This is a genomic window from Ruegeria sp. B32 (assembly GCF_025141855.1).
Taxonomy (GTDB): domain Bacteria; phylum Pseudomonadota; class Alphaproteobacteria; order Rhodobacterales; family Rhodobacteraceae; genus Ruegeria; species Ruegeria arenilitoris.
Window position 1 is genome coordinate 1982591 of sequence record NZ_CP081106.1, and the last position, 21322, is coordinate 2003912.

The 21322-nt window shown below is 63.6% G+C and carries 24 protein-coding genes; 6 read left to right on the forward strand and 18 right to left on the reverse strand.

Translation table 11 applies throughout. The annotated features are described in order from the left end of the window. Window positions 1–363 precede the first annotated feature (363 nt). From pdhA to K3752_RS10055, 3 genes are read left to right on the forward strand one after another with little or no spacing between them, the layout of a single operon-like run. Window positions 364–1353, forward strand: a complete 990-nt coding sequence (gene pdhA, locus K3752_RS10045) for a pyruvate dehydrogenase (acetyl-transferring) E1 component subunit alpha (protein ID WP_093962386.1) — start codon at window positions 364–366, stop codon at window positions 1351–1353. A 15-nt stretch (window positions 1354–1368) separates the two neighbouring features. Continuing rightward, window positions 1369–2742, forward strand: a complete 1374-nt coding sequence (locus K3752_RS10050; protein WP_260063154.1) for a pyruvate dehydrogenase complex E1 component subunit beta — start codon at window positions 1369–1371, stop codon at window positions 2740–2742. 14 nt (window positions 2743–2756) lie between these two features. Next, window positions 2757–4070 carry a pyruvate dehydrogenase complex dihydrolipoamide acetyltransferase gene (locus tag K3752_RS10055; protein ID WP_260063155.1) on the forward strand — a complete coding sequence of 438 codons (1314 nt, stop codon included), beginning with the start codon at window positions 2757–2759 and terminating at the stop codon, window positions 4068–4070. 69 nt (window positions 4071–4139) lie between these two features. Here K3752_RS10055 and cysE read toward each other — a convergent pair whose 3' ends face one another. After that, window positions 4140–4949 carry a serine O-acetyltransferase gene (cysE, locus tag K3752_RS10060; RefSeq protein WP_093962389.1) on the reverse strand — a complete coding sequence of 270 codons (810 nt, stop codon included), beginning with the start codon at window positions 4947–4949 and terminating at the stop codon, window positions 4140–4142. Between the two features lie 86 nt (window positions 4950–5035). On the opposite strand from cysE, the gene K3752_RS10065 reads away from it, so the two are divergent. Further along, window positions 5036–5374 (forward strand): TraR/DksA C4-type zinc finger protein, encoded by a 339-nt coding sequence (locus K3752_RS10065; RefSeq protein ID WP_170338608.1) that lies wholly within the window; start codon window positions 5036–5038, stop codon window positions 5372–5374. Here K3752_RS10065 and K3752_RS10070 read toward each other — a convergent pair. From K3752_RS10070 to K3752_RS10145, 16 genes are all read right to left on the reverse strand, one after another. Next, window positions 5355–5651: a hypothetical protein gene (locus K3752_RS10070; protein ID WP_170446495.1), complete on the reverse strand. Its 297-nt coding sequence runs from the start codon at window positions 5649–5651 to the stop codon at window positions 5355–5357. The genes K3752_RS10065 and K3752_RS10070 overlap by 20 nt on opposite strands. A gap of 7 nt (window positions 5652–5658) precedes the next feature. Further along, window positions 5659–9624: a glycoside hydrolase/phage tail family protein gene (locus tag K3752_RS10075; protein ID WP_260063156.1), complete on the reverse strand. Its 3966-nt coding sequence runs from the start codon at window positions 9622–9624 to the stop codon at window positions 5659–5661. Then, a complete protein-coding gene (locus tag K3752_RS10080; RefSeq protein ID WP_170363241.1) occupies window positions 9624–10067 on the reverse strand; it encodes a peptidase in 444 nt (147 codons plus the stop codon). Before K3752_RS10080 ends, K3752_RS10075 begins: the two co-directional genes overlap by 1 nt. Beyond that, window positions 10067–10954 (reverse strand): DUF2163 domain-containing protein, encoded by an 888-nt coding sequence (locus tag K3752_RS10085; RefSeq protein ID WP_260063157.1) that lies wholly within the window; start codon window positions 10952–10954, stop codon window positions 10067–10069. Before K3752_RS10085 ends, K3752_RS10080 begins: the two co-directional genes overlap by 1 nt. Beyond that, complete coding sequence (locus K3752_RS10090; RefSeq protein ID WP_260063158.1) at window positions 10954–11586, reverse strand: DUF2460 domain-containing protein; 633 nt, start codon at window positions 11584–11586, stop codon at window positions 10954–10956. Before K3752_RS10090 ends, K3752_RS10085 begins: the two co-directional genes overlap by 1 nt. Window positions 11587–11601: 15 nt before the next feature. Then, window positions 11602–12264, reverse strand: coding sequence for a phage tail tape measure protein (locus tag K3752_RS10095; protein WP_005982489.1), 663 nt, complete (start codon window positions 12262–12264; stop codon window positions 11602–11604). Next, window positions 12242–12460 (reverse strand): rcc01693 family protein, encoded by a 219-nt coding sequence (locus K3752_RS10100; protein ID WP_005982488.1) that lies wholly within the window; start codon window positions 12458–12460, stop codon window positions 12242–12244. The genes K3752_RS10095 and K3752_RS10100 overlap by 23 nt, the downstream gene beginning before the upstream one ends. Continuing rightward, a complete protein-coding gene (locus K3752_RS10105; RefSeq protein ID WP_260063159.1) occupies window positions 12457–12777 on the reverse strand; it encodes a gene transfer agent family protein in 321 nt (106 codons plus the stop codon). Before K3752_RS10105 ends, K3752_RS10100 begins: the two co-directional genes overlap by 4 nt. After that, a complete protein-coding gene (locus K3752_RS10110; RefSeq protein WP_260063160.1) occupies window positions 12777–13190 on the reverse strand; it encodes a phage major tail protein, TP901-1 family in 414 nt (137 codons plus the stop codon). Before K3752_RS10110 ends, K3752_RS10105 begins: the two co-directional genes overlap by 1 nt. A 20-nt stretch (window positions 13191–13210) precedes the next feature. Next, on the reverse strand, window positions 13211–13624 hold the full coding sequence (locus K3752_RS10115) for a DUF3168 domain-containing protein (protein WP_260063161.1): 414 nt from the start codon (window positions 13622–13624) through the stop codon (window positions 13211–13213). After that, window positions 13621–13959: a phage head closure protein gene (locus K3752_RS10120; RefSeq protein ID WP_260063162.1), complete on the reverse strand. Its 339-nt coding sequence runs from the start codon at window positions 13957–13959 to the stop codon at window positions 13621–13623. Before K3752_RS10120 ends, K3752_RS10115 begins: the two co-directional genes overlap by 4 nt. Beyond that, window positions 13956–14555, reverse strand: coding sequence for a head-tail connector protein (locus K3752_RS10125; RefSeq protein ID WP_260063163.1), 600 nt, complete (start codon window positions 14553–14555; stop codon window positions 13956–13958). The genes K3752_RS10120 and K3752_RS10125 overlap by 4 nt, the downstream gene beginning before the upstream one ends. A gap of 176 nt (window positions 14556–14731) precedes the next feature. Further along, on the reverse strand, window positions 14732–15910 hold the full coding sequence (locus K3752_RS10130) for a phage major capsid protein (RefSeq protein WP_260063164.1): 1179 nt from the start codon (window positions 15908–15910) through the stop codon (window positions 14732–14734). A gap of 34 nt (window positions 15911–15944) precedes the next feature. Then, complete coding sequence (locus K3752_RS10135; RefSeq protein WP_170338585.1) at window positions 15945–16490, reverse strand: HK97 family phage prohead protease; 546 nt, start codon at window positions 16488–16490, stop codon at window positions 15945–15947. A gap of 26 nt (window positions 16491–16516) precedes the next feature. Further along, on the reverse strand, window positions 16517–16741 hold the full coding sequence (locus tag K3752_RS10140; RefSeq protein WP_093962401.1) for a hypothetical protein: 225 nt from the start codon (window positions 16739–16741) through the stop codon (window positions 16517–16519). Next, window positions 16734–17906, reverse strand: a complete 1173-nt coding sequence (locus K3752_RS10145) for a phage portal protein (protein WP_260063165.1) — start codon at window positions 17904–17906, stop codon at window positions 16734–16736. The genes K3752_RS10140 and K3752_RS10145 overlap by 8 nt, the downstream gene beginning before the upstream one ends. Window positions 17907–18098: 192 nt before the next feature. Between K3752_RS10145 and K3752_RS10150 the strand changes: the two genes are divergently transcribed. Beyond that, on the forward strand, window positions 18099–18941 hold the full coding sequence (locus K3752_RS10150) for an SDR family oxidoreductase (RefSeq protein ID WP_260063166.1): 843 nt from the start codon (window positions 18099–18101) through the stop codon (window positions 18939–18941). Here K3752_RS10150 and K3752_RS10155 read toward each other — a convergent pair whose 3' ends face one another. Then, the gene (locus tag K3752_RS10155; RefSeq protein WP_170366767.1) at window positions 18942–20168 is read right to left on the reverse strand and encodes a DNA-packaging protein; all 1227 of its coding nucleotides are present in this window, start codon (window positions 20166–20168) and stop codon (window positions 18942–18944) included. Window positions 20169–20904: 736 nt separating this feature from the next. On the opposite strand from K3752_RS10155, the gene K3752_RS10160 reads away from it, so the two are divergent. Beyond that, window positions 20905–21204: a hypothetical protein gene (locus tag K3752_RS10160; RefSeq protein ID WP_260063167.1), complete on the forward strand. Its 300-nt coding sequence runs from the start codon at window positions 20905–20907 to the stop codon at window positions 21202–21204. The last annotated feature ends 118 nt before the right edge of the window (window positions 21205–21322 follow it).

The following is a 21322-nucleotide window of genomic DNA, read 5'->3' on the forward strand; positions in this document are numbered from 1 at the left end:
CTTTGAGCCTCTTCCTCCGGTGAAAGCGGGGACGCGAAGTCGCCATTCTTCAGATGCTTGCTCAGTGCAATTTCGATGGATGATCCGGCGGTTTTCTTCGTTTTGATGAAAACCAGCTTCGGCTCTCTGAGGATCATCATGCTAATCTGTCTCCGACGCCCGTTCAAAATTGCCTGCCAATGGAAGCATACTAACCGTGCATAGGGCGAACCAAAAGGCGAAAACCTGCCGGATTTCGGGTAGAAACAGATACCCCACCCCGTCCAGGACGCTGCGTCACATTTCCGCTCGCCAGAAAGCGCGAAATGCTTTATGAGATAGTTTAACGCTAAACTATCTTGCCGGAAGGGAGAGGTCGCCACGATGGCTGCGCGAAAAACCACAAAGAAACCAAATGTTTCTGCGGAAGAACTCAAAACCTACTACCGCGAGATGCTGTTGATCCGCCGATTCGAGGAAAAGGCAGGTCAACTATACGGCATGGGTCTGATCGGCGGTTTCTGCCACCTCTACATCGGTCAGGAAGCTGTCGTCGTGGGGCTCGAAGCTGCGGCCGAGGATGGCGACAAGCGCATCACCTCCTACCGCGACCACGGCCATATGCTGGCCTGCGGCATGGATCCGGGCGGCGTCATGGCTGAATTGACCGGACGCGAAGGCGGCTTGTCCAAGGGCAAGGGCGGCTCGATGCACATGTTCTCAAAAGAAAAGCATTTCTATGGTGGCCATGGAATCGTCGGCGCACAGGTTCCGCTGGGTGCGGGCCTTGCCTTTGCAGACAAGTACAAAGACAACGGCCGCGTGACCTTTACCTATTTCGGTGACGGCGCAGCGAACCAGGGTCAAGTCTATGAAACCTTCAACATGGCGGCCATCTGGCAATTGCCGGTGGTCTTCGTGATCGAGAACAACCAGTACGCGATGGGCACGGCGCAATCGCGCTCAACCTCGACCAAGGACATCTATCACCGCGGTGAGGCGTTCGGCATCCCGGGCGAAATCGTCAACGGAATGGACGTGCTGGCAGTGAAAGAGGCCGGCGAAAAGGCCGTGGCGCACTGCCGGGCTGGGAAGGGCCCTTACATCCTCGAGGTCAAGACCTACCGTTACCGCGGACACTCGATGTCGGATCCCGCCAAGTACCGCACCCGCGAAGAGGTGCAGAAGGTGCGCGAGCAGAGCGACCCGATCGAACACGTGCGCGAGCTGCTGCTGACCGGCAAGCACGCCACCGAGGATGACCTGAAGGCGATCGACAAGGAAATCAAGGAGGTCGTCAACCAGGCCGCCGAGTTCGCCAAGGAAAGCCCCGAGCCGTCGCTGGACGAGCTCTGGACCGACATTTACGCCTGAGAGGACGAATAAGACATGGCAACCGAAATTCTCATGCCCGCCCTTTCGCCGACCATGGAGGAAGGCACACTGGCCAAGTGGCTGGTCAAGGAAGGCGACACCGTAAGCTCTGGCGACATTCTGGCCGAGATCGAAACCGACAAGGCCACGATGGAGTTCGAAGCCGTCGATGAAGGCATCGTCGGCAAAATCCTGATTGCCGAGGGCACCGAAGGCGTGAAGGTCAACACGCCGATCGCGATCCTGGTCGAAGAGGGCGAAGACGCCTCGGCCGTGACCGCGGCTGCCCCCGCAGCCGCAGCGGAGGCCGAAGCCGCCCCTGCGGCGGTTGAGGCCCCCGCTCCTGCCCCTGCTGCACCGGCCGCGCCAACCGTGGACCTGTCGCCGGACTGGCCAGCAGATGCCGAGATGAAATCGATGACGGTCCGCGAGGCTCTGCGCGACGCGATGGCCGAGGAAATGCGCTCGGACGAAGACGTCTACCTGATGGGCGAAGAAGTCGGTGAATACCAAGGCGCCTACAAGGTGAGCCAGGGCCTGCTGGACGAATTCGGCGCAAAACGTGTGATCGACACGCCGATCACCGAGCATGGTTTTACCGGCATTGCCGTGGGTTCCGCCTTTGGAGGCCTGAAGCCGATCGTCGAGTTCATGACTTTTAACTTCGCCATGCAGGCGATCGACCAGATCATCAACTCGGCTGCCAAAACGCTTTATATGTCCGGCGGTCAGATGGGCTGTCCGATCGTGTTCCGCGGCCCCAACGGCGCCGCCGCGCGCGTGGCGGCCCAGCACTCTCAGGACTATGCCGCGTGGTACATGCAGATCCCGGGCCTTAAGGTGGTGATGCCCTATTCGGCAGCCGATGCCAAAGGTCTGCTGAAATCGGCGATCCGCGATCCCAACCCGGTCGTGTTCCTGGAAAACGAAATCCTTTATGGTCGGTCGTTCGATGTGCCGCAGGTCGATGATCTGACCGTGCCGCTGGGCAAGGCCCGCATCTGGCGCGAAGGCACCGATGTGACCATCGTCAGCTTTGGGATCGGTATGCAATACGCATTGGAAGCCGCCGACAAGCTGGCTGAGGATGGCATCAGCGCCGAGGTGATCGACCTGCGCACCATCCGCCCGATGGACACCGGTGCGATCATCAACTCGGTGATGAAGACCAACCGTCTGGTCACAGTGGAAGAAGGCTGGCCGCAAGGCTCGATCGGCAGCTACATCAGCTCCGTGGTCATGCAGGAAGCGTTCGACTATCTGGACGCGCCCGTCATCACGCTGACCGGCAAGGACGTGCCCATGCCCTATGCGGCGAACCTGGAAAAGCTGGCGCTGATTACCACCGACGAGGTGATCGCCGCCGTCAAACAAGTGACCTATCGGTAAGGAGCGACTGACAGATGCCCACCGAAATTCTGATGCCCGCCCTTTCACCGACCATGGAGGAAGGCACGCTTGCCAAATGGCTGGTCAAGGAAGGCGACACCGTCTCCTCCGGCGACCTTTTGGCCGAGATCGAAACCGACAAGGCCACGATGGAGTTCGAAGCCGTTGACGAAGGCGTCGTCGGCAAGATCCTGGTTCCTGAAGGCACCGAGGGGGTCAAGGTGAACACCCCCATCGCCGTGCTGCTGGAAGAAGGCGAAAGCGCCGATGACATCGCCGAAGCCCCGACCAAGGCACCCGAGGCTGCGCCCGCAGCCGACGCGGGCAACGAGGCTGCCGCGCCTGCGGCATCCGAGGCGCCCGCCCCTGCCCCGGCTCCGGCGGCTCCGGTTAAGGCAGATGGCGGTCGCATCTTTGCTTCTCCGCTGGCCCGTCGCATTGCCGCCCAAAAGGGTCTGGATCTAGCACAGATCAAGGGCTCGGGCCCGCATGGCCGCATCGTCAAAGCAGATGTCGAAGGCGCAACCGCTCCGGCAGCGGCACCGGCGCCGGCTGCTTCGGCAAGCGGGGCGCCGGCCCCTGCCGCTGCTCCTGCAGGCCCCTCGGCCGACATGGTGGCCCGCATGTACGAGGGCCGCGAGTACGAGGAGGTCAAGTTGGACGGCATGCGCAAGACCATCGCCGCCCGTCTGGCCGAGGCCAAGCAGACCATCCCGCATTTCTACCTGCGCCGCGATATCAAGCTGGACGCGCTACTGAAATTCCGCAGCCAGCTGAACAAGCAGCTGGAAGCCCGTGGCGTGAAGCTGAGCGTCAACGACTTCATCATCAAGGCCGTCGCCAACGCGCTGCAGCAGGTGCCCGAGTGCAACGCCGTCTGGGCGGGCGACCGGGTGCTGCAGCTGAAACCCTCGGACGTGGCCGTGGCCGTCGCGATCGAAGGCGGGCTGTTCACCCCGGTCCTGCAGGACGCCGACACCAAGTCTCTGTCGGCCCTCTCGACCGAGATGAAGGACCTGGCCGCGCGCGCGCGCGAGCGCAAGCTGGCCCCGCATGAGTATCAGGGCGGCACCTTCGCGGTTTCGAACCTGGGCATGTATGGCATCGACAATTTCGACGCCATCGTGAACCCGCCGCATGCGGGCATCCTGGCCGTCGGCACCGGCGCCAAGAAGCCAGTCGTGGGCGAGGATGGGGAGCTGACCGTGGCGACCGTGATGTCGGTTACCATGTCGGTCGATCACCGGGTGATCGACGGCGCGCTGGGGGCACAGCTCCTGCAAGCCATCGTGGACAACCTCGAAAACCCCATGGTCATGCTGGCCTGATCCAAGTCACAAAAATCAAAAAAGCCGCCTCGGACCCCGAGGCGGCTTTTTTCGTACCTGAGAACAGGCTTACTGATCCTTGCCCAGCATGTGATCCATCGAGATCGAGGGCTGGTCGCACCCCGCCTCACCCACGATCTTGGCGGGGATACCCGCTACGGTCTTGCAGGGCGGCACATCCTGCAGCACCACCGAACCGGCGGCAATGCGGCTGCAATGACCCACGCGGATGTTGCCCAGAACCTTGGCCCCGGCCCCGATTAGAACGCCATCCTCGATTTTGGGATGACGATCCTCTTCTTCCTTGCCGGTCCCGCCAAGAGTCACCGAATGCAGCATCGAGACGTTGTCGCCCACGACCGCAGTTTCACCGATCACGATGGAGTGCGCGTGGTCGATCATGATCCCCTTGCCGATCTTCGCGGCGGGGTGAATGTCGATCCCGAAGATTTCCGAACTGCGCATCTGGAAGAAATAGGCCAGATCGTGCCGGCCCTTCTGCCACAGCCAGTGTGCCACGCGATAGGCCTGCATGGCTTGGTAGCCTTTGAAATACAGAATCGGCTGCAGCAGACGATGGCAGGCCGGGTCGCGCTCGTACACGGCCATCAGATCCGCGCGGGCTGCATTCATCAGCGCCTTGTCATCGGCATATGCCTCTTCGACGATTTCACGCAGAACCATCATCGACATCTCGTTCGAGCACAGCTTGGCCGAGATCCGATAGGACAACGCACGTTCCAGAGATTTGTGGTGCAGGATACAGGCATGCACCAGTCCGCCCATCAAAGGCTCTTTTTCGACGGCGGCCTGTGCTTCGGCCGTGATCCGGTCCCAGACGGGGTCAACTGACGTTACTTGGGTGCGCGTTTCAAACATGGCTTTTGATCCTCTGCTGCGCCTAGAATAGCCATCTAGGCCCAAAAAGGCCAAACGCAAACCCTTGATGTGCAACACAACAGAAAATGAACCGGTCCGAACTCAGGGAATTTGAAACACTTATCCTGTCCCGGCTAGAGGAATTGGAACGCAATTCCCTGGCCGGTCAGGATGCTCAATCCGTGGTCGAGCTTGACCAGCAGGCGGTCGGGCGGCTCAGCCGAATGGATGCGCTGCAGAATCAAGCCATGGCCAAGGCGCAACAAACGCGACGAGATCTCGAAGCCCGACGGCTGAGAGCCGCCCTCGACCGAATGGCCGAGGGCGAATTCGGGTATTGCGAGGACTGCGGTGACGACATTCCGCGCAGACGCCTGGACCTGGACCCGGCCGCCAGCAAGTGCGTCAGCTGCGCGGCCGGTTGAGTTGAAACCGGATAAGTTGGCGCAGTACCGTCTCGAAACACCGGCAATACTCGGTGTCGCTGAAGCTTGGCTCATCTGCCAACGGGCGGCTGCGTGCAGCTGCCATCAATGCTCCGTTCCCGTAAACAGGATGCAAACGACCCGTCGCGGCCACGTGACGGTCAGCCAACTCGGCCTCGGCGATCATGCGCGCGCACAGCCGCTCACGCTGGGCTTGCGGCACGGTCAGCAAAACCCGCGCCGCGGAACTGACATCGCCGTGCAAAACAGGGCGCATGATCCCTCTACCCCACACTCAGACTCGCGACCGCACCCGGCCCGTAGCTGGCCGAAACCTGCGCCACCTCGACCTCGTAGAGGCCCGCGACGCCGTCCGAAGACTGTGCCGCCGCGGAATAGGTCCAAATTGGCGTCGTGGCGATCTCTTCCCGAACAAGGGCGCCACCTGACCGAATCCGGATCAGATAGGTCTCGGACTCCTCGCCCAGCGGCACGTCCAGCACGTCCCAATCGTCGCCGTCGATCCGGGTTCGGCGTACCCAGGTGAACAGGTCATCGCCCCCGTGTCTTTTGACCTTCAGATGAACTGGCGCGTAGGGGCGCAGACCGTTTCCATCAAACGCCTCGACCTTATGGACATAGGAATCGTCGTCGTATCCGCGGGTTGCGGGCCCGATCCGGTAGTGCCGGGCAATTCGGCGTTCGGTCCGCAGCAGACTGGTCTGAAGAACCCTCTCGTCAAGCAACACGAACACGGAACCCTCCGGCCAGATTTCGGGCATGACTGCGTCCGTACCCAATTGGCCACGCAGGCGGCCAGACAGGGCATAGACCCCGGGTTCCTGCAAGACGGCATCCGCGAATTGAAACACTTCCCAATTTCCGGGCGTGCCGTCTCCGATCGCGGCCAAGTTGGCGCCGGTCAGAAGTGAGTCACGCGACCGCGACTGCAAGACGCCATCGACAAGGCGCACGCGCAGCGGCTCACCTTCATCCCAAACCCCTGCGCTCGCGGACGGCAAGGCGGATTCGGTAAACCCGATCACAGCCTGACCAGTCACCAGATCGCGCAGCGCGTAGCCCTCGTCGCTGTCCGAGGAATAGACGGCGACGCTGCCTTGCCAGGGATCGGCTGTGACGGCCAGATAAGGGGCGTGCGGCTCTTCGGCGCCTGTAATGAGTGGCAGATCAAGAAAAATCGGAAGAACCGGGACTGGGGCCACAAAGGGTTGTGACACAAACCCATCATCCGCCATATCGGACGGCGAATAGACCCCGGGCTCGATCCGCACGGCATCTGCCAGCTGGATGTCAGCCTGTTCCAACCTGTCTATGCGATACAGCGCACCGGCTCCCCCATTCCAGGATGGAAGCCGAACAATGTCGCCGGCGCCCAGATTCATCTGCGACGGCGGCAGCGCAAAGCGAGCGGTATTGCGCGCGACGCGGGCCTCGGCCAGCCAGCGTTCGACCGTCTGCCGTCCTTCGGAGCGGGTCATCGACAGAGGCATTTCGTTCACGGCTACAGAATGGGTCCGATCATCGGGCAGCACGGCCTCCTCCGCTACCACATCATGGTCCGCATCCGACTGAACAAAACGCAGACGCACGCGGCCGGCCATTTCGGCCTCGGCTTCGCGCTGGTACTGGACCCTACCATCGACCTCGGGGCTTTCCGCGACCTGATCCAGCGACAGATCGAATGCCCGGCGCCCGGCCCTCATGCGGAATGTCAGAACACCGTCTCGCTCGATCGCATCAAATCCGTAGCGCAGCATCAGTGGCTGAAGGGCCGCCCGCGCGTCCGAAACATCTTCGATCACGTATCCACGGACAACTCCGTCCAGCGCAGACACATCAAAATCGGAGACGCCGGCAGCCTGACAAATCTCGGCCACCACCGAGGCCAGTGTCCTGGCACCAGAACGTCCGTTCAACCAATGACCACGGGCGTAGTTTTCGCCGTCGCTCCACTGTGAACGCAGGTTCGGGAATGTCGGGAAAGGTCTCGCGTCCCACGCCCATACATAGGCGTTCGAAACGTCCACCATCGGACCATCGTAGATGTCCGAAACTGGGTTGATCTGCGGATCGGTCCAATATCCAAGAACTGCCTTCAAATACTGAACCTGAATGAAATCGTCGCGTTGACCGTTCGAGTATTTAGGCAGATCGGATTCCGAGGATTTCGGATCCAAAAACTTGTTGGGCTGGTTCGTTCCCTTGTCTATGGCCGCACAGCCCAATTCCGTGAACCAGATCGGCTTTGATCCCGGAACCCAATCGGTCGGGTCAGCTTTGCGCACTCCTCCGATCCGTTCGTGGTGCAAGTTCGACCACCAGTTGCGGATGTCTTTGTATCGCCACACCCATGGCTCTGCATGTTCGCCGTCCTCGATCGGATACCTTATCTGCGCGTCCTGTTCTTCGGGTGTTGGATAGTACCAGTCGTATCCTTCACCGCCTTCGATGTTGCCGCGCAAATAATCCAGGTCGTAGATTGACCTAGCACCATCCAGCGCATCCAGATGCTCGTTGCCATCCCGCCAGTCCGAGACCGGCATGTAGTTGTCGATCCCGACGAAATCGATGTTTTCGTCTGCCCACAGAGGGTCCAGATGGAAGTATCGGTCACCGCTGCCATCGGCAGGCTGGTACCCGAAATATTCCGTCCAATCCGCGGCGTAGCCTATCTTGGTGTCTGGCCCCAGTATCTGCCGCGCTTCCGCCGCCAATGCCTTCAGCTGAGCAACGGCCGCGAACCCGGACGCGCCGCGTATCTGGGTAAGGCCACGCATTTCCGAGCCGATGCAGAACGCCTCGACCCCGCCTGCTGCCTTGCACAACGCCGCGTAGTGAAGAATGAAACGGCGCATGCTCCATTCTTCCGGTCCGGTATAGGTGACAGTGCCATTACCGATGATGAAATCCGAGGCTTGGGCTGCACCAAAAAAGCTTGCCACCTGAGCGTCCGCACCTGCGGTTCCGTCCAAGGACCCGGGGCGCCCCGGAGCCACGTCCAGCGTGATCCGGCCGCGCCACGGCAGATGCGGCTGATCGCCGGCATCCGACCATGGGTCTGGAAGACCATTACCCTGCATCTGATCCATCAGGATGAAAGGATAGAACATTACCCGGCTGCCGGAGCCCTTGAGGTGTTGAATGGCCTGAACCACCGACGCATCGGCCGGGGTACCGCCATAGACGGGTCGCCCGTCCACATGTTGCACGACCTGGGCCGATTTGCGCTTTAGCCCAGAGACTTTCCACGGCATGTTGGCGCCGTCCACGTCGTCGCGGATCACCTTGGGTCGAACGCTGCAAGCACCGCAACGCAAGTCATCTCCGAACCAAGAGACCACCAGTGACGCAGCCTTGCAGCCCGGAAGTTCTTTGTTCAGGGCACGCACCGAAGCCACCAGATCGGGCTCGCCCGAGGGCGAATTGACGTTGGCGGCCCAGCTTTGGCCCGACCCTTTGGAATAGTTTACCTGCGTGCTGGCCAGCGTGTATTCCCCGGTGCCAGGCATCAGGGCCACGGCCCGGACAATCTGTTGCAATTCGGATTCGTAGTCTGGTGCGGATTTCTGATCAGGCCGAACAACCTCGAAAGAGAACTGGGGAACGCGATTGCCAAATTGCGCCAGCGGCAGGTCTTCAATCACAACATACGCAGTGCCGCGATAGGCCGGAACCGTTCCGGCACCTTCGATCGTTTCGATCAGTGGATCCGGCAGCTGATCCTGGCTACCGGTATAAACCCGCATGTTAAGACTGTTGCGCTCAAGCTCTTCCCCATCGGCCCATATCCGCGCGATGTCCGCGATCTCTCCGACGCCGACAGCAATCGCCAGTGATATCGAGTAGCTGTAGCTATGGGTGGTCGTGGTGACTTCGGCTGGTTTTGGCGTTCCTTTGCCGCCAGCAGACTGCGTAGACGTCGTGGTTTTGCGGGTCTCAAGGAAATCCGACGCCCAGATCACCTGCCCACCGACCCGCATTCGGCCGAACACGGTGGACAACGGCGCGCCCTCGCCTGTTTCCGTAAGTCTGAACCGGTCCAGCCGGCCAGACTCGACCACCTCGCTTCCGGCACCCATGACCGACTGGCTCATCAATCGCTGGTCGATAACCCGCCCGAGCGTCGCGCCGACTGCCCGGCCCACGATGGCCGTTGACAGCCCAGCAACGGTTCCACCGATGGACCCGCCCAGCGCAGCCCCCGCCGCAGATAAAACTATCGTCGCCATCAGTTGCCCTCCAAAGGAAATTCAAAGCAGGCGACCACCCGGCGGCGCCAGGGGTCGCTCAGTGCGTTTTCGACAACGCCATGTCCGGAATAGGCATGGATGAAGCGTGGCACGGCGCCCGCTTCACTCACGATACCAAGGTGTTTGGCCACACCGGCATCGCGCATCCGGAACAGCAGCACGCATCCAGGGGCCAGAAAGTTACGCGGACGTTCGACCAGATTGCGCCGCGCAGCCGCCCACATGCGCTCTTCGCCCTGCGGTTCGGACCAGTCCATGCTGTACGTAGGCACCGCCTCAGGCTCGTGGCCGATGACGGATCGCCAGACGCCGCGCAGCAATCCCAAGCAATCGGTTCCCGCTCCCTTGACCGAGGCCTGATGCACATAGGGCGTTCCCAGCCAGCCTCGCGCTTCGTCCACGATATCCTGCGCCGTCACCATCACCGCCTGCTGCCTCCATTGTTCGCGTTGCCCTGTTTCGGCACGGCCATCACCCAGACTTCGCTCGGCAGATCCGGAAAACCCTGGAAATTTATGATGTTGTTGAATTTCAACCGACAGGTCTCCATCCGCTTGTCGCAGCCCGCCAGCACCCGCACACGGTCACCGGCGGCCAGACCCGAGCCCAGAGCGGTCCAAAGGTGCAATTCCCGCCCGATCTTGATGCTTCGGTCCGTCTTCACCGAAGCCCAAAGACCCTGAGAGCGGCCGGTCAGCACATCGACGCGGCCACGTTCGAACCAGCCGTCCTCAAACGCCTCCGCCCCCTGCAGTCTGAGGATCGGACCCTCGTCGATCTCGGCAATCTCGGCCTCGGCCCAGTAGCCGGGCGTCAACCTGTCGAAGCCGCAGGCTTTGTCACCCAAAACGGCCGTACAGGGTTTTTGGTAGATCCGCCCCAAGGGTCGGTTCAGCAGATCGGTCAGCCCGCGCAATTCGGCGTGAAACGCGCCCCCTGCGCGGCGCAGCTCGCCGATTGAGCCACGGAACTGCAACATGCGCTGTTCCGGCGCGGCCCAGTTGACCAGCCATGCTCGGACATCGGCACCGTCAAAGCGGCCGTCTTCGATATCCTCGTCGCGCACGGCCGCATCAGACAGCGCCCCCATGGCCTCGGAATTGTCGATCGACAGGCCCGTCGCCTGTTCGATGGCCGAGGCTGTGAGACCGGTGCTTGCCTTGAAAACCAGCCCGTCAAAGGCCAGTTCGCGGTCATGGTCGGTGAACCCGAAGGACATGCCATCGGTTCGGGTGATCGCCCAACAGCGGCAGACCGTAGTCATGCCGGACTGAAGATGGGTCAGCAATGCCTGCTTGTCGCCGCTCATCAGACCCGCACCTCCACCACCGGAACATTGGGTACGTCGCCTGCCTGAAAGCTGGCCACGCTGACTTGGATCCTGTCGGTGTCAAACCGCACCGGCACATCGAATTCAAACCCGGCGGTCACGTCGACCCCCTCGGATGGCGGGACGACGAATTGGATCAGACCGCTATTCAGGTCCACCTCGAAATCGACGCCTTCTCGGGCCTCATCCTGATCCAGCCCAATCTTGACCGTACCCAGTACCGGCTTGACGATGGGCCTGACATAGCTGACCCCGCCCGAGGCATAGATCTTGACCAACTGGAACTCGGTCGTGACCCCGTCGCCTTGCCCGATCACCTGGTCGCCCTTGTCGAACTCGGCAGTGGCGGCGCAGGACTTGTAGTCCGACCAGTCCTTCCAGCGGAACCCGGACATCTGACCCTGACGCGCTTCGAAAAAGGCGATCAGCGTCTGGATGTCGTCCAGCGACCGCATCCCCAAACCGGCGTCATAACGCCGCCGCGAATGCGCCCAGGGCGTGTTGCGTTCTTCGAACCCGTTGGCCAGCGTCACGATATCCGTGCGCCGCTCGGGGCCGCCGACCGAGCCGAAACTCAGGCTGGCGGGAAATCTGACTTCGTGGAAATTCATGTCCTGCTCCCTAAACTACCGGTTGCGATTTCCGCGCCCCAGGGCACGGCTCATCTGGGCTGCGATCTGGCCCTGGCTGCGGCGAAAGCCCTGAACGTCGGGTGTGGTGATGTTCATCACCACGTTCACCGCCCGTCCGCCGCCCGAGTTGCGCACCCCCAGTTTGCCGTCGGGTCCGCGCGCCAGCGGCATGATCGCCTCGGGGCCGGCCTCGCCCATCAACCCGGTCGCACCGCGCATCGGAAAGGTGGTCGGCCCGGTGACCACTCCGCCATTGGCAAAAGGCATGACGCGTCCTTGAGCGAAACTGCCGCCATCCGCAAACGGCAGCAGCCCCTGCACCAGGCCGCCGACCGTATTGGCCAGCATGCCGCCGAAGTGATCCGTCACCGGCTTGATCGCCGCCGAATAGGCCGTGCGGATCATCGAGTTCTTCAGCACGTCCAGCGCGTCCGACAGGTTCATACCGTCCAGAACCACGCCGTCGAAGGCCTTGCGCAGGCCGCTCGACATGCCGCGTTCCAAGGTGGCGACATCCTTCCCGGTCTCTTCAAAAGCGGCGCTGATCCGTTTCATCTGGGCATCGAAAGCCGCCGCCATCGTGGCGGCATCGCCCAAGGCATCGCCCAGCGCCTCGCCGCGCTCTTGCAGGTCGTCAAACCCGTCCCGATCCGTCATCACGCTCTCCTTGTATCTTGTCGGGCCAGGCGGCCAGCAGCTTGTCCAGCCGCGCCCGGTTCATCGCCGGCATCCCACGGCCCTGCCCCAGCATCAGCCGCAGTTCGGCCGGGGTCAGACGCCAGAACTGATCCGGCGTCAGCCGCAGCCCGTGCAGCCCGGCCCGCATAAGGCCGGGCCAGTCAAAGCCGCTCATGACTCACCCGGCACCATGAAGGTCCGCGCCAGCAGCTCGGCCGCCGCCCGCGCCGCGGCCATCGGGCCGCCCTCGATCTCGGCCCGCAACATGTCGGCACAGGTCACATCCATCCCGCCACCGCGCAGCCCCGCCAGGATCAGCGCCAGCACGTCGCCGCTGGAATAGGCGCCGCCCTCGAACCGCTGCACCAGCTCTACCAGCGACCCTGCGCCCAGCTCCTGCTCCAGCTCGGCCAACGCGCCCAACGTCAGCTTGAGCACCCGGCGCTGGCCATCGACCACCAGCGCCACTTCTCCCGCCCACCGATTGACCATCACAGCGCCACGAAGGTCAGAGCGCCGGCGCTGGCCAGGTTCATCTCATAGGTCGCCTCGCCATTGTGCGAGCCCGCATACTCGATCCCGGTCACCTGGAACGGTCCTTCGACGATGCCGAAATCGGGGATGATCACCTGAAAGGCGGGCGTTTCACCATCAAAGAACAACTGCCGCGCGCGTTCATCCGTGCCGGCGTCCTTGAACACGCCCGATCCGGAAATCGAGGCCGACTTGACCCCCGCCCCCGACAGCAGCTCGCGCCAGCCGCCTTGGCTCTCCAACGAGGTGACATCCACGCTTTCCGCGTTGAAACTGATCCGCGTGGCCCGCAGCCCCGCGATTGTTTCGAACAGACCCGTGCCGTTCATGTCCACCTTGACCAGCAGGTCCTTACCGTTCTGGGCACCCATATGCTCTCTCCATTGATTGCTTAGTTGTCTTCCACGCGGGCGCGGAATCTCAGGTCGATCTGCCGGATCGCGCCGCCGGTCCCGGTGCGCCGGGCCGAGGCCCGCTCGAACCAAAGCCCCACCAGCCGCCCCCGATCCAGCGTCAGCGCGGCGCCGTCCAGCGCGTCGCACACGGCCCCGGCCAGGGTCTTGGCCGCGCCGAAACCGGCGGCCTCCGAGACCACCGATACGGTGAACCGATGCAAAGTGCCCTGCCCCGTCTTGTCCGAGGCGTCGCGCACCTCTTCCGGACCCAGGGTGATGTAGGTCTGCGGCAATGTCCCCGAAGGCACCGCGTCAAAGACCGCGTCGCCGACCTGGGAAGAAATGCCCCTGTCATTGACAAGTTGCTGAAACACAGCGGCCTGCAGCGCCGCCGAAACGCCATAGCTCATGCCGCCACCTCCTCATCCGCGAAACAGGTCAGATAGCGCCCGGCCGCGTCGTATTCGGCCACGGCGCGGATCACGAAGCGACGATTGCCCTCGCGAAACCTCTGATCGGGTGCCGGGCGCATCGACGACCCCTCGGGCGCGCCACGCACCACGATGCGGTAACTCATGCGCGACACCGGCACATTCGCGACCGCGCGCTCGGTGCCGGTCCGGGCGGTCACCTCGGCCCACAGCGTGCCCAGCGGCGTCCATGTCTCGACGTAGCCGCCCGCGCCGTCGGCCACCCGCACCGGGGCCTCCAGCACCAGCTGCCGGTTCAGGCGGGGCGCGCTCATTGCATCACCCCCGCGCCGAAACGCACCATGCGATAGCGCTGGATCAGGCTGGTCACGCCGAAAGGCATGCAGCCGTCACTCAGGCTGGTCTCGTCGCGATACTCATAGTAGTGCGCCGCCAGCAGCAGCACCGCCTGCCCCAGATCCGCCGGCAGCCCACCCCAGTCCGCCGCCATCCCGGCCGTAAGCGCGATGGTCACCTCTCCACCGGTGGGAATTGAGGGCAGACAGGCCCCCATCGGCCGCAGGCAAGGGCGCTGGCTGTCGCGCTCCAGGCGGTAGGTCCCGGGCGCCACCACATGCTGGGCGCCCTGCGCGTCGGTCAGCGTCACCGCGTCGATGCTCGTCACCGGCGCGACCGGCAGAACCTCGCCCGCGTCGTTGCGCCACCGGCTCAGGGTCCAGGTGAAACTGCGCGATATCAGCACCTTGCCCGTGCGCGCCTCGATCGCGGCCATCGCCGCCCTCAGGAACCCCTTCAACACGTCGTCCTGCAGGCTGATCTCGGCAAATCCCGTGCCCAGCCGCAGATGCGCCTTGAACTGATCCACCGGCAGCGCCGCATCCGCGATGGCGGTTTCTTCGATCAACATCATCCATTCACTCCGCAATCTCGGACCCCTCCGGGGGCCGCATCCTTGGAAAATGGCGGGCACGTGCCGCCCCACGTTGCTCGGACGGAGGGGAGCAGCTAGACAACGCGGGGGATCTCACCCCGGCCCGCGCCCGCCGCCCGAGGGACCGGCCCGCCGGCCCCCGGATCCGTCACCGCTTAGGCGGTGCCGAATTTCACCAGCTTGATCGCGGCAAAGTCGCTGATGTCGCCGCCCACGCGCTTGGTGGCATAGAACAGGACATGCGGCTTGGCGCTGAACGGATCGCGCAGCACGCGCAGGTCGGGGCGCTCGGCGATGGTATAGCCGGCCGAGAAGTCACCGAAGGCGATCGAGAAGCTGTCGGTGCCCGGATCGGGCATATCCTCGGCGATCAGCACCGGATAACCCATCAGGCGCGCAGGCTCACCTGCTGCCAGGCCATCCGACCACAGGAAGCGGCCGTCGGCATCCTTCAGCTTGCGGATCACGCCCGCGGTTTTCGAGTTCATCACGAAGGTACCGTTCACGCGGTACTGCGCGCCCAGCGCATAGACCACGTCCACGATCGCATCCGCATCGATGCCGCCCGCGACACCGGTGGGCACATAGCCCAGGTTGCCCCAGGTCCAGACGTCGTTGTCCACCGCCGGATGGCTCAGGATGCCCTTGGGCTTGTCGATGCCGTCGCCGTTGATGAAAGCCGCCGCCTCGGCACGGGCGAACTTGTCGGCGATGCGGCCCGCCAGCCAGCCCTCGACGTCGAATGCGCTGTCATCCAGCAGCCGCTGCGACGCCTTGGGCAGTGCGCTCAGCTCGTGCAGCGGGATCGAGATGCGGTCGATCGACGGGGTGCCGGTCTCGGCGGCGGTGGCGTTCTCGGCAGCCCAGCCCGCGCCCACATCGGTGTGGTCGATCAGCACGTCGAACGAATTCGCCTCGACATTCACGACCGACGCGATCGAGCGGATCGACGCGGTGGATTTCAGCACCGACTTGATCATCTCGGCGGTCTGCGGATCGACCAGGTAGCCGCCATCGCTGTTGACGGCCGTCGACAGCGACTTGGCCTCGATCTCCAGCCCGCGCAGGGCATCATCGTCGCCCGAGCGCACATAGGCGTCAAAGGCCTTCTGGTGCGGCGCTTCCTCCAGGGTCGAGGCCGCAAGATGCGGGCGCGCCGCGATGGTTGATTTACGATCCAGCATGGTCAGTCGCTCTTCTGTTTGTTGCAGTTTGTGTTGAACTTCAGCCTTCAGGCCCTTGAATTCGCTCACGAAGCCAGCCATCGCCTGCTTCACCTCCTGAACCAGGGGCACACCCTCTCCGGTCAAGGCCGCGGTCTCGGTCTTGCTCATCAGCACTTCCTTTCTGGGTGGGGGTTGAGGCGCGCTAGGGTCGCGCCAGCTCCTGCCGGGCGTTCTCGAACACCTCGGCAATACTGCGCCAGGTGTCCTCGGCATCGGGGTCCGTCCCCTTTGCCGCCACCCGCGCACTGGGCAGCATCGGGAAGGTCACCAGCGACACCTCCCACAGCTCCAGTTCCGTCAAGAGCCGCCGGCCCTTGTCATCCTTCACGGCCCGCTTGGTGCGATAGCCGATCGACAGCCCGTCCAGTGCACCCGCGCGGATCAGCTCGGCCGCTTCGCGCCCCTTCTGGGTGCTCTCCAGCAACCGCCCCTTGACCCACAGGCCGCGCTCATCCTCGCGCACCTCGTCCCACACGCCGATGGGCTGGGCCGGGTCGTGCTGCCACAACATCTTGACCCGCTGACCGGCCGCCTTAAGCCCGGCCAGCGACGCGGCATAGGCACCTTTCTGCACCACGTCGCGGCCCTGATCGACTTGGCCGAACAGGCTGGCATAGCCCTCGATCACCGCGTCTTCGGTCACCGACAGCCCATCGCCGAACCGCGCGAACTTGCGTTCCAAATCCATGAACAACTCCTCGTAAGCCACTGAATTCATGGCGCCACCGTCAGGAAAGACTGGAACGCCTGCGCCAGGATCACCGCCGCCACGCCATAGACCGTCAGCCACAACCGCCGCTCCAGCCGTTCCATCATTTCCTCAATCTGATCCAGCCGCCTGCACAGATGCGCATGCTGGATCTCGGCCACCCTCTCGTGCGCGGCCAGACGCAGGCCCGGCGCGCAGTCAAAGGGCGGGTATCCCGGCGTGTCAGCCATCCGCCGTCTCCGCCAGCGCCGGCAGGCCCAGCAGAGCACGCTTTTCGGCATCGGTCAGGAAATCGGCATTGGCCACCCGCGCCCATTGCGCATCGCGCTCCGCCGCCAGCGCCGGCACCTGGTCCAGATCGGGCTTCAGCACCAGATCTTCGCCGGTAAAGCCCGACAGCCAGCCCGACAACGCCGCCGCCACCCGCGTCACCAGGGGCAGAACGGTCAGGCGATAGAACGCCCGGTTGGCCTCCTGATAGTTCGAATAGGTCGCGTCACCCTGGATCCCCAGCAGCATCGGCGGGACACCGAAGGCCAGCGCGATCTCGCGGGCGGCGGCTTCCTTGGTCTTCTGAAACTCCATGTCCGCGGGGGAAAAGCCCATCGGCTTCCAATCCAGCCCCCCTTCCAGAACCATCGGGCGGCCTGCATTGCGCGCCCCTCGATAATTTGCCTCGATCTCGTCGCTCAGGCGGCGGAACTGCTCTTCGGCCATCACGCCCTGCCCGTCGCCGCCCTTCCACACCAGCGCCCCCGAGGGCCGCGCGGCATTGTCCAACAGCGATTTCGACCACCGTGAGGCGCTGTTGTGCACGTCGATCGCCATCGCCGCCGCCTGCATGGGCGAAAAGCCGTAATGGTCATCCTGCGGGTGGAACGACTTGATGTGGCAGATGGCTTCGGCCGGGAACCGGTGCGTCTTGCCCCCGGCGGTGTAGTCATAGGCCCTGGGCCAGCCATCCGCCCCCGGCACCACGCTCATCCGGTCCGAGCGCAGCACATGCAGCTCGACCGGCAACCCGCCCTCGGCCTGCACCGCCTCGACGTAGGCGTTGCCCGACAACAGCAGCTGCCCGAACAGCGCCTCCAGCAGCTCGGCCTTGCCCTGCGCCGCGTTCGGACGGCGCATCAGGCGCAGAACCGGGTGCGTCTCGTACCGCTGCGCATCGTCCTGCAGGACCAAAGGCAGCGCCGCCGCGGCCTCGGCAATCAGCTTGACCGACCGGAACCCCACCGGGTTGCCCGAAAACCCCGTGCGCGTCAGCGAGGCTGTGTCCCGCGGGCTCCAGGCCACGCGCCCACCGGTCTGCCAGGCCACCACCGGCCCGGCTGCGCTTGCTTTTGCCTCGGGGGCTTTCTCAGCCGATCCACGACGCAAGAAATCGAATACCATGTCCAGATGCTCCTTTCTGCCGCCGCTCTGCCCGGCTTGTTGAAAGGAGTTATGACGGAAAGATCTTTAGGCCTCGGGAATGGGGCGTACGGCGGTTGTGCAACGGCTTTGGAACGTGTGACCGAAGGATAAATCTCGGCTTCCGACGGAAATGCGCTACCTTATGCATTTGAGCATCACGAGGGGCCAGTCATGTATGCAAGCGCAGTGAAAACCGGCGGGATCGCCGTCGTGACCGGCGCCGCCAGCGGAGTCGGGCGCGTCGCGGCACAGCGTTTTGCCCAAGCCGGGCTGAACGTCATACTCGCCGACCTTCCGGGACAGGCGCTCGACGAAACAACGGAAGACCTGAAGGCAGGCCTTGACGCGGTAAACATCAGCGCGGTGCCGACGGATGTCACCTCGCCAGCCGACATGGAAAACCTGGCCGACACAGCTTTCGCCGCAGGGCAGGTTGCCGTCTTGATGAACAATGCAGGGATCAGCCTGCCGACGAAAACATGGGAGTCATTCGACAACTGGCAGAAAATTCTCGACGTGAACTTTCTGGGGGTCCTGCGCGGCATCCACGCCTTCCTGCCCCGCATGATCGGGGCCGATCGCCCGGCCGTGGTCATCAACACCGGGTCAAAGCAGGGGATCACCTCCCCGCCGGGCAACCCCGGCTACAACGTGTCCAAGGCCGCCGTCAAAACGCTGACCGAACAGCTCGCGCACGAGCTGCGCGAGGCCGGCGCACCGATCACCGCGCATCTCTTCGTTCCGGGCTTTACCTATACCGGCATGGTCGCGTCATTCCTGCCCGAAAAACCGGCCGCCGCCTGGACCAGCGAGCAGACCGTCGACTATTTCCTCGACCGCATGGCCCAAGGCGATTTCTACATCCTCTGCCCTGACAACGACGTCGATGCCGAACGCGACCGCCGTCGCGTTCAATGGGCCGCCGAGGACATCATCCACAACCGCCCCGCCCTTTCACGCTGGCATCCCGACTACGCCGAGGCCTTCGCAAAGTTCGAAAAACCCAAGGGCTGATCACAAAACCCGCACCCGCGGCCGCCGGTAGACCGCCGCCGGCCCCACCACCAGCTCATGCAGTCCCCAGACCAGCGCATCGACCCGGTCGGGCGAGCCCTGCCCCTCGAACCCCCGCGCGGTCATCTGGCACATCTGTTCCTCCAACGCGTCCAACCCGGCCACATGGACCACCCGCCCCTGCTCATAGAGCGCCGCCACCGGCTCGGCCCGCGCCACCTTCCCGCGCGAGGCCCGCACGGCCCGGAACGGAACCAGAGGGTCCACCTGCCGCACCACCTCTTCCACCAACTGCCCGCCCTGGTTGACCTCGGCCACCAACCGTTCGGCCCCGAACTCGTCCATCGCGTCGATCGCCGCGCGCGCCCAGCCCGCCGGGCCAGCGCCCTGCACCGTCCGGTCGGCCAGCACATAGGCGCGCCAGTCCTCGGGCGGCCCCTGCACCTGCGCGCCGACCACCACGATCCCGCAGGCATCCGCGCCCGATCCGCTCGTCACCGCCGGGTCCAGCGCCACCACCACGCGGTCCAGCTCGGGCACCGCCTTGACCCGCGCCGCATCCAGCATCGAGCCAGTCCACAACGCCCCCTCGGCATCGGCCAGCAGCACCCCGTCCAACTCCTGCCGCCCCAGCCGGGTGCCCGCATAACGCGCGCGCACCTCCTGCAAAAAGGACTCCGCCAGGTTGGCCCGGTTCGCCTCGGTCGGCGCATGGGTCATCACCGTCGACGGTGCCGCCAACAGGTCCTTCAGCACCTTCACGTTGCGCGGCGTCGTGGTCACGCAGACCCGCGGCCGCTCGCCCAGTCGCAGCGCGAATTGCAGCATGTCCCAGGTCTCGCCTGCCTTTTTCCACTTGGCCAGCTCATCCACCCAAGCCGCATCGAACTGCGGCCCCCGCAGCCCCTCGGGGTCATGAGCCGAAAAGGCCTGTGCCTCGGCACCGTTGGGCCAGACCAGCTTGCGTTCCGACGCCTTCCACTGCGGTCGCCGGTCAGGCGGAGAGCACTGCATGATTCCGCTGTCGCCAAAGATCATCACGTCCCGCACCTGGTCAAAGGTCTCACCCACCAGCGCCACGCGCCGGGCCTCACCCTCATCAAACGGCTTGGCCCCCTCGACCACGGATCGCACCCACTCTGCCCCGGCCCGCGTCTTGCCCGCGCCACGCCCGCCCATGATAACCCAAGACCGCCAGTCGCCCTCGGGCGGCAGTTGATGCGGCAGCGCCCAGAACTCGAACAGGAAAGGGAGGGCACATAGCCCTCCCTCCCCGATCTCACTCAGAAACCTGTCCCGCACCGCAGCAGGCGCGGAGGCGAGCCAATCGGCACCCGATCTCAGATCGGGCCCGCTCCAGGTCGAGCGCATAGCCCCCTTGGGCAATTCCCGCTTGTCTGTGACATTGTTCGACAAAGCTTGTCTCCACTTTCTGGCAACTTCGGATCAGCCCCTCTAGCTGCCCGAGTTGTCTGGCTGAACTCGCCAGGTCTGCATCCTCCCCGGTCTCGATCCGCTTGCGCAGGTCTTCCGCCGCTTGCCGCAAACCGCGAATGGACACCTCCAACGACTGCAACAGCTCGGCCGTCCGGGACATCCGCTCTTCCGGGGTAATCAAAGTCATATTTGCCTGTGACCTCATGCGTGAGTGATCTCCGCACGAGAGAAATGAAAAACGGCCGCCGGGTCGCCCCGGGGCCGTTGCCCACTTCTTCTAGCATGACACAACTTATACGCGAAATCGGGCGCTCAGTCAAGCTCCGACGCAACAACGCGCAACAAGTAACGCACTGCCAGTGTTAACAAAATCCTAATCCAGATCAGTGACCGCAACCAATTCTGTGATCGGCAAGATTTCCGCGACGGAGTAATTTCCGTCGTGCGTTTCAAATACGGATTGCACACGCAATCTGCATAAACACCAAGAACCGCAAGCATACGAAAAATTTCTGAAGGACAAAAAATGTACCATCCCCTCAGCTATGTCTCGGTAATCTGTCTGGGAGGCCTGATGCTCTTCGGCACAGTGGCGCAGGCTCAGACAGGGCACCGCGGACCTGATCTTGGCAAGATCGCCAGCGAGATTGGCATTCCGCAATCTGCGCTCCAAAGCTGCCTGGGCGATCGTCCCAAGCCCGGCAAGCGCCCCGAGCGCCCTGACGCGGGTATAATTGCTTCGTGCCTGTCCAAGGCCGGGCACCCCTCCACCACACAGGCAGTCGAAAAGGCGCTGGCTGCCGCCGCACCGACGCCTCGTCGTTGACCATCCATTTGCAACGAACAGGACACCGGCAGCTTTGCCTGCCGGTGTCGGCTTGACATTCGCCTCAGCAGCGCTCATCTACGCCACAGCGCTGCCGCGTGAGCACGCGGACTGAACC